Source organism: Pelistega europaea (assembly GCF_013133775.1).
Taxonomy (GTDB): Bacteria; Pseudomonadota; Gammaproteobacteria; order Burkholderiales; family Burkholderiaceae_B; genus Taylorella; species Taylorella europaea.
This window is the reverse complement of sequence record NZ_JABGBO010000004.1, coordinates 116730-131502: the sequence shown is the minus strand read 5'-3', so window position 1 is coordinate 131502 and position 14773 is coordinate 116730. Positions and strand designations below refer to the sequence as shown.

The window sequence follows — 14773 nt, the reverse complement described above, 5'->3', positions numbered from 1 at the left end:
CAAAGATACCTCTTTAAATAATCAGAGTACAGCAGCAAACACAAACTCTCTACATACTATAGAACAACATGCCTCTACAAGAGGTGTTTTGGTGGATAAAACAATGGTAGATAAGACAGGACTTGCAGCGAATAATACCTCTTTATCGACAAGTGATGGAGGGCATAATGCCGTTGCTAATTCAGCTATTCACACAGGCAATCCTGTGTATCGTCGTCGCAGTGGACTTAATAAAGTCATGATGTCGCTGTCTATCGTAACTATTGTGTTTGGGCTGTTTTGGCTGTTTTGGATTATTTTGACACTCATCACTAAAGGGGCGAGTGCCTTATCATGGACATTATTCACTGAAATTACACCAGGACCTGGTGCTTCAGGTGGTTTGCAAAATGCGATTCTGGGTTCATTGCTGATGTCTGCAGTGGGGACTGCTATTGGCACACCGATTGGGATTCTTGCGGGGACTTATTTGGCTGAGTATGGCCAACGAGGTTGGTTGGCCCCTATGACACGCTTTCTGAATGATGTATTGCTTTCTGCACCTTCTATTGTGATTGGTTTGTTTATCTATGCTCTTGTGGTTGCACAGCAGGGGCACTATTCAGGTTGGGCGGGTTCTCTGGCTTTAGCTGTGTTGGTTATCCCTGTGGTGGTACGCACAACTGATAATATGCTAGGACTCATTCCCAATGGTTTACGCGAGGCAGCTGTTGCTTTGGGTTGTCCTAAATGGCGCATGATTACAATGATTTGCTACCGATCTGCTCGTGCAGGGATTATTACCGGTGTGTTATTGGCGATTGCTCGTATTCTTGGGGAAACAGCACCACTGCTCTTTACCGCTTTATCAAATCAGTTTATGTCATGGAATATGAATGCACCAATGGCTAACTTACCCGTAGTAATTTTCCAATATGCTGCAAGTCCATTTAAGGATTGGAACGAGTTGGCATGGGCAGGGGCAACGCTAATTACATTGTTTGTTCTTGGCATTAATGTATTGGCAAGGAATATGTTTAAGAAGTAGGCAGGGTTGTTATACCTTATCAACGATTAATCCTGCTGGCAAAGATTAGAAAAGAAGGTTTTAAGATGAGTGAACTAATTGCACTAGAAGATACCAAAATTCAAGTAAACAATTTGGACTTTTACTATGGTGGTTTCCACGCCATTAAAAATGTGAATATGCGTATTCCACGCAATAAAGTCACTGCCTTTATCGGTCCTTCTGGTTGTGGTAAATCGACCTTGTTGCGGACCTTTAATCGTATGTATGAGTTATACCCTGGGCAACGAGCAGAGGGGGAAATCCTTATGGATGGGGAAAATCTACTTACCACAAAGATGGATGTCTCCTTATTGCGAGCTAAAGTAGGGATGGTGTTCCAAAAACCAACACCTTTCCCCATGAGTATTTATGATAATGTGGCATTTGGGGTGCGTTTATTCGAAAAACTGAGTAAGGCTGAAATGGATGAGCGAGTAGAGTGGGCCTTGACCAAAGCTGCTTTATGGAATGAGGTCAAGGATAAGTTAAATCAAAATGGTAATGGCTTATCAGGTGGTCAACAACAGCGTCTTTGTATCGCTCGTGGTGTAGCGGTAAAACCAGAAGTGTTACTCCTAGATGAACCTTGTTCTGCTTTAGATCCAATCTCTACTGTCAAAATTGAAGAGTTGATTTCAGAGTTAAAGCACGATTATACCGTGGCAATCGTAACGCATAATATGCAACAAGCAGCACGTTGTTCTGACTATACTGCCTATATGTATTTAGGGGAGTTGGTTGAATTTGGTGAGACTAAACAGATGTTTATTAAACCTGCCAAGAAAGAGACACAGGACTATATTACGGGTCGTTTTGGTTAGTGACTGCCTGCTTAAAAAGTGAGCAGCACCAAGCCGTCCTATTTATCAAAATCGTAATTGATTGAAAAATAAAGAGGATTAGGAGTTATTCTTTCTTGTGCGATACCTTCCCACAAACTTATCCACAAAATTGTTGGATAAGTTTTTTTATGGGTGGCTTTGTATGCTAACTGATAGATTATGGGTAAGAAGTAACATAATCATGAAAGTTATCTAACACGACGCAACGATGTTTAGAGGCAATGAGAAGGCTATCTATTCAAAATCTTGGTGATAAAGAGCGTCTTATAAGAAAGCGCTCAAAAAATGAGCAAAACCAATTCGCCACATTTATCAAAATCGTAATTGATTGAAAAATAAAGAGGATTAGGAGTTATTCTTTCTTGTGCGATACCTTCCCACAAACTTATCCACAAAATTGTTGGATAAATGCTTATGATGGCTTTGCTGGAAAAGTTTTGGGAAAGAATGGGGATAATAGTGTGGATAAGTAGCTAACTATTCGTTTTGTTGGATAAATTAGTGCATTGTTAAAAATAATTCTCAGGCAAGAACAAGAAAGTAAATAACCATCCTGTGGAAACGGCAAACCCTAATGGGGAAAATATCAATGTCAACACAAAGGAATTTTTCTATAGAAAGACAAGGAAATAATTCTTTGATACTGAACTGATAGGCAAAGAAAGGAGGTTTGCTATAATCGGCAAAGATTCTTTAGTGGAGCATAAATATGAAATTTTCACGAACGTTAATGGTTCTTCCATTTTTTGTTGTTTTAGCTGCTTGCCAAACCACAGGTTCAGCATCTAAAAATACTACAGCAGCTAGTACTAATTCATCACCTGTTGCTAGTACTGCAACTAGCACTACTACACAACCAACACAGGCTGCTACGGTAGAGGTTTTTGCAGCTTCAGCAAAAAAAGTAGCTAATTATCGTCCAGTACCTTTGGATGAAACACATACCATTTATGTTTCCCCTCATCCAATCTTTAGACGTACAAGCGTTGCTTCTGTTGGCGCGCCAGTTCAGGATGCACAAAAGAATGTGTATGTCCGTCTGAATCTCAAAGAGCATGGTATCACTGCACTTAAATCAGTTCCCAAAGGGCAAGGATTTGTGACAGTAATAGGTGGCCAAGTCGCTTCTTTGCGTGGATTCCGCAAGGATGATGGTTTTTATTTCCAAGTGCGTGACGAAGCAGCCGCACAAGCCATTACTGAAGCTATTGTAGGTCAAAAAACACAGTAATTTTTAGCAAAGATACACAGCATTAAACGAGGTTATTTTACGAAAATGCGTTACAATACCGCTCATGAATACTTCTCTTAAAAAACCTCGTGTTGTCATCGGTTTATCAGGTGGCGTAGATTCCTCTGTCAGTGCTTGGCTCCTCAAAGAGCAGGGTTATGACGTGGTCGGTCTGTTTATGAAAAACTGGGAAGATGACGATGATTCGGAATATTGTTCATCCCGTCAAGACTGGATTGATGCTGCAAGTGTTGCTGATGTTATCGGTATTGATATTGAAGCGGTGAACTTTGCTGCAGAGTACAAAGATCGTGTGTTTGCCGAGTTTTTACGTGAATACTCGGCAGGCCGTACCCCTAATCCTGATGTGCTTTGTAACGCAGAAATTAAGTTTAAGGCTTTCCTTGACCATGCAATGACTTTGGGCGCAGATTATATTGCTACTGGGCACTATGCACGTGTGCGTTCGATAGAAATTGCAGGGCGTACTGAGTACCAGCTACTCAAGGGATTAGATCCCGCTAAAGATCAAAGCTATTTTTTACATCGGCTTAATCAAGCACAACTAAGTAAAGCTATTTTCCCTTTGGGGGAAATTTGCAAGACAGAGGTTCGCCAACTTGCTGAAAAACTAAAATTGCCCAATGCACGTAAAAAAGACTCTACGGGAATTTGTTTTATTGGAGAACGCCCTTTTAGAGAATTCCTGAACCGTTATTTACCTACCAAACCAGGGCCTATTCTTACTGATGAGGGCAAGGAAATCGGTCAGCATGTGGGTTTGGCATTTTATACCTTGGGTCAACGTAAGGGGTTAGGTATTGGAGGTATCAAAGGGTACCAATCTGCGGATGGTACTGCTGATGCCTGGTATGTAGCTCGTAAGGATATTCAAAATAATATTCTTTATGTGGTGAGTGGTCATAATCACCCATGGTTATTGAAACCTGAGCTTGTGGCCGATGATGCAAGTTGGATTGCTGGTTATGCACCAGCATTAGGTACTTATGCTGCCAAGACACGTTATCGCCAGCAAGATGCTGCTTGTGAATTGGTTGAAGCAAATACTACTCACCTGAGATTGCATTTTGAGCAAGCCCAATGGGCAGTTACACCAGGGCAATCAGCCGTATTGTATGATGGTGATGTCTGTCTAGGTGGAGGTATTATTACCGTTTAGACCTTGTTTTGTCCATAAAATAGTAGTGACTTATTGGGACTGTATAAGAAAGGTGTAGTGGTGTTTAAATTGGCTGCACAATGAAGGGCACACATGACAGAGTCATCGTGTGAGGAATCTAGGCTAGACCTAGGTGGTGGATTATTAATTGATATTTTTTTGATGAAGACTATGAAAATTGCTAAAGAACTTACTGTATTAAATGCTGTGTCACCACTGGATGGTCGCTATGCTTCTCGCTGTCATGATTTGCGTCCTTATCTTTCAGAAGCTGGTTTTATGGCGCATCGAGTAGAGGTGGAAATTGCTTGGTTAGTAGCTCTTTCTGAGGCTGGTTTACCTGAGCTACGTAAGTTTGGTGTGAAATCAAAACAGCTTCTTTCCAAAATTGTACAGCAGTTCTCTGAAGAAGATGCACAACGCATTAAGGAAATTGAACGTACTACTAATCATGATGTGAAAGCAGTAGAGTATTTCCTCAAGGAAAAAATCGCCAAAGATAAAACGCTTGCTAAAGCAGCGGAGTTTATTCATTTTGCATGTACTTCTGAAGATATTAACAATACGTCTCATGCCTTGATGTTGACACGTGTACGTGACCATATCATCGTACCTCGCCTTAAAGAAATTCTTGCACGTATTAGTGCTTATGCTAAAGAATTCGCTCATCAGCCTTTATTATCTCGTACGCATGGTCAACCTGCTAGTCCAAGTACTATGGGCAAGGAGTTCGCCAATGTGGCCGCACGTCTTAAAAATGCAATTATTGCTATTGAGCAAGTAGAACCGTTAGCCAAACTTAATGGTGCGACAGGTAATTACAATGCCCACCTTAGTGCTTATCCAGAAATTAATTGGCCCGCATTTAGTAAGAAAGTACTTAAATCCCTAGGTCTTAAACAAAACGAATATACTATTCAGATTGAGCCTCATGATTGGATGTCCGCACTGTTTGATGCGATTGCACGTGCTAACGTGATTTTGTTGGATTTTAATCGCGATGTATGGGGTTATATTTCTTTGGGTTATTTCAAACAAAAACTCAAAGAGGGAGAAGTGGGGTCATCAACAATGCCTCATAAAGTGAACCCTATTGATTTTGAAAACTCAGAGGGTAATATTGGTTTAGCGAATGCAGTGCTTCGTCATTTATCGGAAAAACTTCCAGTCTCTCGTTGGCAACGAGACCTTACTGACTCGACTGTATTGCGTAACCTTGGGGTAGCATTAGGCTATTGCTTGGTGGCTTACGATTCTCATCTTAAAGGTCTTGGTAAACTAGAGCTAAATGCTGCAGCAATTGATGCAGATATTGATGCTTGCTGGGAAGTATTGGCAGAGCCTATCCAGACTGTGATGCGTCGTTACGGTTTACCACAACCGTATGAGCAACTTAAAGCGTTGACTCGTGGTCGTGGTATTACAGAGGAGGCGTTGCGTGAGTTTATTACTCAATTAGATTTACCTAAAGAGCCTAAACAACGCTTACTCAAGATGACTCCTCGTTCTTATATTGGACAAGCAGCTAAATTAGCCAAGGCATTTAAATAATGTCATGATGAGCGGTAGACATAGGAATCTACCGCTTATTACTATATAAAATGGTTTTACTCTGAGCTCACTTAGGGTGGATAGAACTAATTTTTATTTAACCAATCAGCCTATAAATAGTGGGCTAGTTTTTCAATAAGGGTTGTTGACTGGCTTTACTAATGAGATTTAAATGGACTGGTTGATTTTTTGAAGCGTTGAATAAAATGCGTAAAATATACTTTACAAGTGCAGTATTGCTTAGTGCGATACTTTCTGCTTGCGGCACAGTGACTAATTTAAAATACAAGTCTATTGACCATCGCAAGCGTCCGCAGGTGGAGCGTGTGGCGTTTAATCCCTCGGATATTCAAAAAGCAAGCGGTGAGGTGCATTTGGTTGGGCGTGTGTACTTGCGTGACTCTCACACTAATGAAGAGCGTGTTGGTAATAATGTTGATGTTGTATTAAACCCAGTCTCTAGCGTGAGTACACAATGGTTTAATGAAGTTTGTCGCAAAGGTAAGGTGCTTATTGGAGAGGTGGATCCATTGTATGAACATGCAATGGATATGGTAAAAACTAACTCTTATGGACAGTTTGCCTTCCCAAATGTTTCTCCTGGAGAGTATTACCTTTCTACTCGTCTTTATTGGCATGATACTGCCCCATTTTCTGGACCAGTGGAATATGGAGGGCTCCTTGCTAAAAAGGTTAAGCTGGTGGGAGATGCCGTAGCAATAGATTTAAACCAACAAGATCGTTGTCCAGGTTACTATCGTTAATAGTGAGCTAGTAACGTACTTTTCTACCTCCTTTATAGATAAAGAAGAGTATCTAGGGATTAAGATAGCAATGATAATTTAGATGAGGTTCTGTTTCTATCCTATTGATAGTGCTGAATTCTTTTATTACTTCTAAGTTGTTGTTTAAAAGGTAAAGAGACTTACTTTATATAGCCATTTATTATATAATGCCAAGCACTTCTAGCAATATTTTCTAAGAAAATTGAAATTCTTTGATGACTATTCTGAATAAATTCATTATAGTATCGCACAATTGCTAATGCATTGTTATCGTGTGGATTTTCTGAGCATTTAATCAGAAAGTCTAAACTACGATTAAGGGGAGGCGGCATAGTATCTGTTGCATGACGCTTCTGCTTTATTTTCATTTATTGACATTTTATTCACTATGAAAATTTCTCGTATTCTTATTGGTTCTTTGTTAGCTACAGGTTTGTCTGGTTGCTTTCTTACTGGTTCATCTCCATCTACTCCTGATTCTGTGGTAGTAGTCCCTCACAAGAGCAAGGCAGCTAACGCTAATACCTTTAATCTTTATGTGGGTTCTACTCAGAAGGGCGATCTCAAACTCACCTCTAAGAAAAAGGGTAAGAAAAAGGCAAGCACCGCTGTCATTAAGCAAAATGTTGAGGTGAAGTCTGGTGATGTGACTTATTACACAACAGGTCCTATCGTTCACCGTGAGGACATACGTAATGTTTTTGTAGCTAAAACCGTTGCTGGCGAACCAGCACTAGGCGTGCGCTTAAGTCAAGCTGCAAACCAACGTCTAGATCAAGCACTCTCTAACAACAAAGTGGGCACTGTACTAGCTAGCCTTAATGACTCTGTTTTCTCAAAGGTGAATAATGCAGGTGCCAAGCTTGAAGATGGTGTATTGTTATTGCCTATGCGTTCTTTAAATGAGGCGCGTGATGTGGCAGAGCTTCTTCGCAAGAAATAATTTTTTCTTTTCATTTAATTAAAATCTCCTTTCCTCCCCCTATAAGTCCAAGTAGGATTTATAGGGGTTTTTCTATAGACCCAATTTGCACTAGTACAGAAAGTTAGACAGTATGAAAGCAGCTATTTAATTGGGTTATAGGAGAAGGGTAGAGCGTAGCTCTAATAAACGCCAAAAAGCACACCCCATATAGGGTGTGCTTTCTAGTTGTTTTGCTTGTTTCGTAAACTCGTTAGAAATGACTCTGTTAAAAGAGTTATTTGCGAGCTAATTGGGTCATCGGTAAACGACGGGCTCCATTGTAGCGTTTGTTCCAGTAATCATCCATTTTTTCGACACGGACAGGTTTGCCCGTACGGGGAGCGTGCAGGAACTCATTGTTGCCTAAATAGATGCCTACATGAGAGTTGCGGAATCCACGGGTATTGAAGAATACCAAATCACCAGGCTGAAGCTTATCGCGAGAGACAGAAGTGCCGACCTTTGCCATAGAAGCACTAGAGCGAGGCAATTCTACACCCATGTGCTTACTAGCTGTGTAGTAAATGAGTCCCGAACAATCAAAGCCTTGGGGGGTGGTGCCGCCAAAACGGTACCGTACACCGCGGTAGTTAAGGGCTGCTTGTGCAAGCTCACTACCAGGGCTGGAAGACATCGAGCTGATAGAGGCATCTAAATTGGAACGGTCGAGTTTAGCCTGATTAATCAAATCACCGATAGGGTCAGAAATCTTGGGTGACCAAGTGGTGTTAAGACCTTCTGGCTTATAACCTTGGGATTGCAACAGAGATCCAATAGGATCTGTTGAGTTTTGCGCTTGTGCTGTTGCAAACACAAGAGGCAGGCCTAATAAAGCCCCACCCAGAAGTAAGCGCCGAAAAGAAGCGCACACTCCCGCTGAGAGTGATAAAAGTCGATTGTGCATAGCCGTGTATATATAAGTTGTAATAGGGTTAACGTGCTGCATGACTCTTTGTTTAAGAGTCACTTGCGATTCTAACCGAAAAAAGGTCAATGACTCAAGGCAATCATGGGTTTTTTTAAGAAAATAATTCTTTTTTTTGTAACAATATCGCGTTAAGTCTAATCTTTGTTGTTTTATTGCATAAAAAACCGCTGAAATCTCAAAGGGATACAGCGGTCATTAAAAGTATTTTATGAAAACTATTTACATTTAGAGAAGTCTAATGGAATACCAGTTTTGCTTTGGATAAATTCACGGCTCACTTCTGGTGCAAGTTCAAGAACATAAAGACCATCGTTGCCAACTTCCATGACACCTAAATCAGTAATAATCATATCGACGACACCAAGACCAGTAAGTGGTAAAGTGCATTCAGGTAAGATTTTCATATCTTCAGTGCCGTCCTTTTTACGAGCGACATGTTCCATTAGCACAATCACCCGTCCAACGCCAGCTACTAAGTCCATTGCCCCCCCCATACCTTTAACCATCTTGCCGGGAATCATCCAGTTGGCGAGGTCGCCTTTAGCAGAGACTTGCATAGCACCTAAAATAGCCAAGTTAATTTTACCAGCACGGATCATGCCAAAAGAATCTGCTGAAGAAAAGATAGAAGAACCAGGGAGAGTAGTCACTGTTTGCTTACCTGCATTAATCATATCTGCATCAACCTCATCCTCTGTTGGGAAAGGTCCAATGCCAAGTAGACCATTTTCAGATTGGAGCCATACCTCAATACCTTCTGGTACATGGTTAGCAACAAGCGTAGGTAAACCAATGCCTAAATTTACATAAAAACCGTCTTGCAATTCACGTGCTGCACGTGCTGCCATTTCATCACGAGTCCATGCCATTTGTCTTCTCCTTAAGCTTCACGAGTAGTACGTTGTTCAATACGTTTTTCAGGATGTGCATTGAGCACGATGCGGTGTACAAAAATACCAGGTAAGTGAATGGCATCAGGATCAAGCTCGCCCAACTCAACGATTTTTTCCACTTCAACGACAGTAATCTTACCAGCCATTGCTACATTAGGATTAAAGTTACGTGCTGTTTTGCGGAAAACAAGATTGCCACTTTTGTCTGCCATATAGGCTTTGACAAGAGAAATATCAGGAATAATAGCTTGTTCCATAACATAAGTTTTGCCGTCAAACTCGCGGGTTTCTTTGCCTTCAGCGACCACAGTTCCCACTCCTGTACGGGTAAAAAAGGCAGGAATACCAGCACCACCTGCTCGTAAACGCTCAGCTAAGGTGCCTTGTGGTGTAAATTCTAGTTCTAGTTCGCCAGAAAGGTATTGACGCTCAAACTCTTTATTTTCACCAACATAAGAAGCAATCATTTTCTTGATTTGGCGAGTTTCAAGGAGTTGTCCTAGACCAAAACCATCGACGCCAGCATTGTTACTAACGCAAGTCAGATTCTTGACACCTGAATCGCGTAAAGCCGCAATAAGCGCTTCTGGAATACCGCAAAGCCCAAAACCACCCACACCGATTGTTTGGCCATCAGCCACAATGTCTCTCAACGCTTCAGCAGCGCTTGCATAGAGCTTATTCATTAAAGTTGTCTCCTTATAGGAAAAGATAAATGTATGATTATCTTAACAAATCTAATAGGGAAAAAGCGTATTTCTTTCATACCCAATAGCATTTCCTATCAGTTGTTAAAAATACAATTTGCCATAAGTATAGGGAAAAAGTTGACGTTAAGGTAAAATAAGTTGACGTATTGGTAAAAACACTGAGAGAACAATGTAAGCTAGTTTTTCTATATATTAAGTTTTAAAATGTTGTCATATTGTTAATAAATCATTATGTGCACATAGTAGCATCGTAGATGATTAAGCGTAGGAGTATGGTATAAATGGCTGAACGCGAGTCAATGGAATATGATGTCGTAATTGTAGGTGCAGGTCCAGCTGGCTTGTCTACTGCGATTCGTCTTAAACAATTAGCCCAGCAGGCAGGGACAGAGGTGAGCGTCTGTATCCTAGAAAAGGGTAGTGAAGTAGGGGCTCATATCCTATCAGGTGCCGTGATGGATCCGCGAGCATTAAATGAGTTAATCCCTGATTGGAAAGAAAAGGGGGCTCCATTAAATACTGCAGTGACAGAAGACGAATTCTTGTTTTTATCAGAGACAGGTGTTCGTAAGACGCCACATTGGTTATTGCCGGACTGTTTTAAAAATGAGGGCAATTATATTGTCCGTCTAGGTTATGTTACCCGTTGGTTGGGTGAACAGGCCGAGGCATTAGGGGTGGAAATATTTCCTGGTTTTGCAGCAGTAGAAGTCCTTTATGATGAGCATGGTGCAGTTAAAGGGGTGGCTACTGGTGATATGGGGGTGAAGCGTGATGGTACCCACTCGCCACACTATCAACCAGGTATGGAATTACATGCCAAATACACTATCTTTGCCGAAGGTGCTCGTGGTCAACTCGGTCGTGAGCTTATTGACCATTTTAAATTAGATACAGGACGTGACCCTCAAAGCTATGGTATTGGTATCAAGGAAATGTGGGAAATTGATCCGGCAAAGTCCAAACCTGGTCTAGTTATTCATACGGCAGGTTGGCCCTTAGATAGTGATACTTACGGAGGGACTTTTTTATATCACTTAGAGGATAATCTCGTTGTAGTAGGGATGGTGGTAGGTTTGGATTATGCTAACCCATGGTTATCACCGTTTGAAGAGTTTCAACGCTATAAGACACACCCTAGCATTCGCCCCTATTTTGAGGGGGGCAAGCGGATTGCTTATGGAGCTCGTGCAATTACGGCTGGTGGTTTATTATCTTTGCCTAAATTAGTCTTCCCTGGAGGGGCTATGGTAGGCTGTGAAGCAGGTTTTTTAAATGCATCGCGTATTAAGGGTAGTCATGCTGCTATTAAGTCAGGCATGATGGCAGCAGATGCATTGTTTGACGCCTTGAAGTCAGAGCGGTCTCGCGATGAATTAAGTGCTTATCCAGAGGCTTTTGAGAAATCATGGTTATATGAGGAGCTTAATAAAGCCCGTAACTTTAAACAATGGTTCAAAAAAGGTCGAACTGTCGCGACTATCATGACAGGTATTGAGCAGAAATTATTTGGTGGCAAGATGCCGTGGACTATTCATCGTACAAAAGCGGATTATGAATGCTTGCGTCCTGCTACTGAGATGCCTAAAATTGACTATCCAAAACCAGATGGTGTAGTGTCATTTGACCGTCTTAGCTCAGTGTTTATTTCTAACACAAATCATGAGGAAGACGAACCAGTACATTTGACTTTGAAAGATGCAGCTGTACCGCTTAAGGTTAATTTGGCAAAATATGCTGGGCCTGAGCAACGTTATTGTCCAGCAGGTGTATATGAGTTTATCAAAGATGATGACGGTCAAGATAAGCTACAGATTAATGCTCAGAACTGTTTGCACTGTAAAACGTGCGATATTAAAGATCCTACGCAGAATATTGTATGGGTGGCTCCACAAGGGGGCGAAGGACCTGTGTATAACGGTATGTAGGTGTAAAACTGGTGCGGCAATTAGCTGCCGCACCTCAGAGATTAGCTTAGTACCCACCAAGCTACAACAAGACCGAAGATAATTCGATACCATGCAAATGGGCGATAAGAGTACTTAGATACAAATAATAGCAACCCTTTCACCACTATCAAGGCACTCAAAAACGCAAATAAAAATCCAATACCTACGGCAAGTAGATTACTATCAGATAAGTGGCTACCATATTTGTAGAGACTTAAAGCAGTAGCTGCAATCATAGTAGGCATGGCAAGAAAGAAAGAGAATTCTGTGGCGGTCTTGCGTTGAATCCCAGCAAACATTCCTGCAATAATGGTAGAGCCAGAACGAGAAGTTCCTGGAATCATAGCCAAACATTGTGCAAAACCGACAATCAATGCTTGTTTGATGCTAATATCCTCAATGCTTGTCGTTTGTCCTTTAACATGTTCATCAGTAGAGTGCTTAGCCATGCCTGGACGGTTTTCTACCCAAAGCATGATTAAACCACCTAGCACCAAAGTGATTGCATACACGATAAATACATTGTTTAAGATTGCTTTGATATATTTGATAAGCATTAATCCAATAATAGCTGCGGGTAAAAATGCCAGTAATAGGTTACGTACAAACAACAACTCTGAACGTTGGCGTTTAATAGTGCCAACACAGAGCTGACCAATACGTTGACGATAAATCCACATGACAGCCAAGATAGAACCAAGTTGAATTACAATCTCATAAACTTTGTCTTGACCTGCATCAAAACCAATCCAGTCACCAATAATTAATAGATGGGCTGTACTAGATATGGGCAAAAACTCTGTAATGCCTTCAACAATCCCAAGAAAGGTGGCTTTTAGTAAGAAAAAAATATCCTGCATGATAAACCTTTTCTGAAAATACCAAGAAAAAAGCGCTATATAGTGATTAGACCATATAGCACCTTAACATTATCTTAATGTCAGTCTTAATTAAAATTGAGCTGCTTGTACTAGCAAGGGGAATAGTTTGGGAGATGCAGCAAGAACATTACCAGAACGCATCCAGCCTTGTTCGCCGTCGAAATCACCAATCAAACCGCCTGCTTCTAATACAAGTAAGCTACCAGCTGCTACATCCCAGGCTTGTAGGTTGGCTCCGTAGAAACCATCTAAACGACCACTTGCAACATAGGCCAGCTCAAGCACGGTTGAGCCTAGGCGACGATAACCGCTACTTTGGTCAACTAGTTGATAAAAACGAGTGGCATCACTTGAAGAGCCTGCTGGGGCACGACCTGTGATTAGAGATTCTTCTAGGCGACTGCGGTTACTTACACGGATACGGCGGTCATTGAGAAAAGCACCTACACCACGCGAAGCAGTAAAAATCTCGTTGCGATTGGGGTCGTAAATAAGACCATGCATGATTTTGCCTTTTTGAGCTACGGCAATAGACACGGCATAATTGGGTAAACCATGAATAAAGTTCTTTGTACCGTCTAGAGGGTCAATAATCCATTGGTATTCTGGTTCAGCTTTTTTACCCTTAATCAGACCGGATTCTTCGCATAAAATCGCATGATCAGGGTAGGCTTCTTGGATACTTTCAATAATGGCTTGTTCTGCAGCGCGATCAATATCGGTCACAAAATCATAAGGACCTTTGCGAGACACCTGAACCTTTTCGAGCTCTAAACTGGCTCGGTTAATAATACTACCCGCACGACGGGCTGCCTTCATGGCTATCGTTAGCAACTGATGCATTTTCTATAATCTATAAAAAGAGGTAAAAGAACTATGAATGAGAATAAGTCCTGCATTGATTAACTACTATTGCTAATCATAAAGGATTTATCACATTTTCAATAAACTGCTATTTTAAAGGACAAAGTCCTTATATACTAGTGAAATTCTGTTTTTTTATGTATTTTTTCAATGACAAAGCAAGACTTTTTTAGTCGTACTCGTTTTATTATGGTGGGTACAAGCCATCCAGGGAATGTGGGTTCCGCTGCTCGTGCTATTAAGACAATGGGATTTAAAGAACTGGTTCTTGCTGCTCCGCAAAAGGAAAATATGCTCTCTCATCCAGAAGCGCTTGCTTTAGCGAGTGGAGCAGTGGATATTTTAGAAAATGCACAGGTGGTGGAGAGTTTGGAACAGGCTTTGGCTCCTGTAACTCTCTCTTTTGCCTTGACAGCACGTACACGTGATATGGGGCCACCAGTTGTTGATATTCGCCAAGCAGCAGAAGAAGCTCATCAGCATTTGTTGTCGACTCCTTATGCTCAGATAGCGATTATTCTTGGGCCGGAGCGGATTGGTTTAGATAATGCACAAATCAGTCATTGTCACCGGATTTGCCATATTCCTGCCAATCCAGAGTATAGTTCTCTTAATGTGGCCCAGGCCTTGCAGTTAGCTGCATGGGAGTTGCGATATGCATTTATGAAAGAGCAAGAGGCTGTTGAGGGAGAAAACAGACTGCTGGAGGGGCAGGCTTCTAAACAAAAACATTATGCTTCTCAGGATAAGGTGGAGGCATTGTTGACGCATTGGGAGCAGGCACTCATTCATATTGATTTTCTCAATCCAGCCCATCCAAAGAAGTTAATGCCACGTATGCGATATTGGTTTAATCGTAGTCAGTTGACGCAAGAAGAAGTGGATATGATGCGGGGCGTATGCACACAGATATTGAAGCGGTGAGAGTGTTACAATACTTCAATCAA

14 protein-coding genes are annotated in these 14773 nt (G+C 41.4%); 9 read left to right on the top strand and 5 right to left on the bottom strand.

Annotation, left to right across the window (positions count from 1 at the left end):
• Window positions 1-238: 238 nt before the first annotated feature.
• From pstA to HKX40_RS04805, 7 genes are all read left to right on the top strand, one after another.
• Complete coding sequence (pstA, locus tag HKX40_RS04835; protein WP_246233593.1) at window positions 239-1027, top strand: phosphate ABC transporter permease PstA; 789 nt, start codon at window positions 239-241, stop codon at window positions 1025-1027.
• A 65-nt stretch (window positions 1028-1092) separates the two neighbouring features.
• Window positions 1093-1869, top strand: coding sequence for a phosphate ABC transporter ATP-binding protein PstB (pstB, locus tag HKX40_RS04830; protein ID WP_171588427.1), 777 nt, complete (start codon window positions 1093-1095; stop codon window positions 1867-1869).
• 730 nt (window positions 1870-2599) lie between these two features.
• Window positions 2600-3121 (top strand): hypothetical protein, encoded by a 522-nt coding sequence (locus HKX40_RS04825; RefSeq protein ID WP_171588426.1) that lies wholly within the window; start codon window positions 2600-2602, stop codon window positions 3119-3121.
• 64 nt (window positions 3122-3185) lie between these two features.
• Window positions 3186-4301, top strand: coding sequence for a tRNA 2-thiouridine(34) synthase MnmA (gene mnmA, locus HKX40_RS04820; RefSeq protein WP_171588425.1), 1116 nt, complete (start codon window positions 3186-3188; stop codon window positions 4299-4301).
• A gap of 171 nt (window positions 4302-4472) precedes the next feature.
• Window positions 4473-5852, top strand: a complete 1380-nt coding sequence (purB, locus tag HKX40_RS04815; protein ID WP_171588544.1) for an adenylosuccinate lyase — start codon at window positions 4473-4475, stop codon at window positions 5850-5852.
• A gap of 206 nt (window positions 5853-6058) precedes the next feature.
• Window positions 6059-6616, top strand: a complete 558-nt coding sequence (locus HKX40_RS04810) for a carboxypeptidase regulatory-like domain-containing protein (protein WP_171588424.1) — start codon at window positions 6059-6061, stop codon at window positions 6614-6616.
• Window positions 6617-7025: 409 nt separating this feature from the next.
• Window positions 7026-7580, top strand: coding sequence for a hypothetical protein (locus HKX40_RS04805; protein WP_171588423.1), 555 nt, complete (start codon window positions 7026-7028; stop codon window positions 7578-7580).
• Window positions 7581-7836: 256 nt separating this feature from the next.
• On the opposite strand, the gene HKX40_RS04800 is transcribed toward HKX40_RS04805, so the two are convergent.
• The 3 genes from HKX40_RS04800 to HKX40_RS04790 form a co-directional block, all read right to left on the bottom strand.
• Window positions 7837-8505: a C40 family peptidase gene (locus tag HKX40_RS04800; RefSeq protein WP_246233575.1), complete on the bottom strand. Its 669-nt coding sequence runs from the start codon at window positions 8503-8505 to the stop codon at window positions 7837-7839.
• 239 nt (window positions 8506-8744) lie between these two features.
• Window positions 8745-9398 carry a 3-oxoacid CoA-transferase subunit B gene (locus tag HKX40_RS04795; protein WP_171588421.1) on the bottom strand — a complete coding sequence of 218 codons (654 nt, stop codon included), beginning with the start codon at window positions 9396-9398 and terminating at the stop codon, window positions 8745-8747.
• 11 nt (window positions 9399-9409) lie between these two features.
• Window positions 9410-10108 (bottom strand): CoA transferase subunit A, encoded by a 699-nt coding sequence (locus tag HKX40_RS04790; RefSeq protein ID WP_171588420.1) that lies wholly within the window; start codon window positions 10106-10108, stop codon window positions 9410-9412.
• Between the two features lie 305 nt (window positions 10109-10413).
• On the opposite strand from HKX40_RS04790, the gene HKX40_RS04785 reads away from it, so the two are divergent.
• The gene (locus HKX40_RS04785; RefSeq protein ID WP_171588419.1) at window positions 10414-12060 is read left to right on the top strand and encodes an electron transfer flavoprotein-ubiquinone oxidoreductase; all 1647 of its coding nucleotides are present in this window, start codon (window positions 10414-10416) and stop codon (window positions 12058-12060) included.
• 41 nt (window positions 12061-12101) lie between these two features.
• Here the strand turns inward: HKX40_RS04785 and HKX40_RS04780 are convergent, their stop codons facing one another.
• Entirely contained in the window at window positions 12102-12944 is an 843-nt protein-coding gene (locus HKX40_RS04780; RefSeq protein WP_425500453.1) for an undecaprenyl-diphosphate phosphatase, read from the bottom strand.
• Between the two features lie 87 nt (window positions 12945-13031).
• The gene (locus HKX40_RS04775; protein ID WP_171588417.1) at window positions 13032-13805 is read right to left on the bottom strand and encodes an inositol monophosphatase family protein; all 774 of its coding nucleotides are present in this window, start codon (window positions 13803-13805) and stop codon (window positions 13032-13034) included.
• A 171-nt stretch (window positions 13806-13976) separates the two neighbouring features.
• Between HKX40_RS04775 and HKX40_RS04770 the strand changes: the two genes are divergently transcribed.
• Complete coding sequence (locus tag HKX40_RS04770; RefSeq protein ID WP_171588416.1) at window positions 13977-14750, top strand: RNA methyltransferase; 774 nt, start codon at window positions 13977-13979, stop codon at window positions 14748-14750.
• The last annotated feature ends 23 nt before the right edge of the window (window positions 14751-14773 follow it).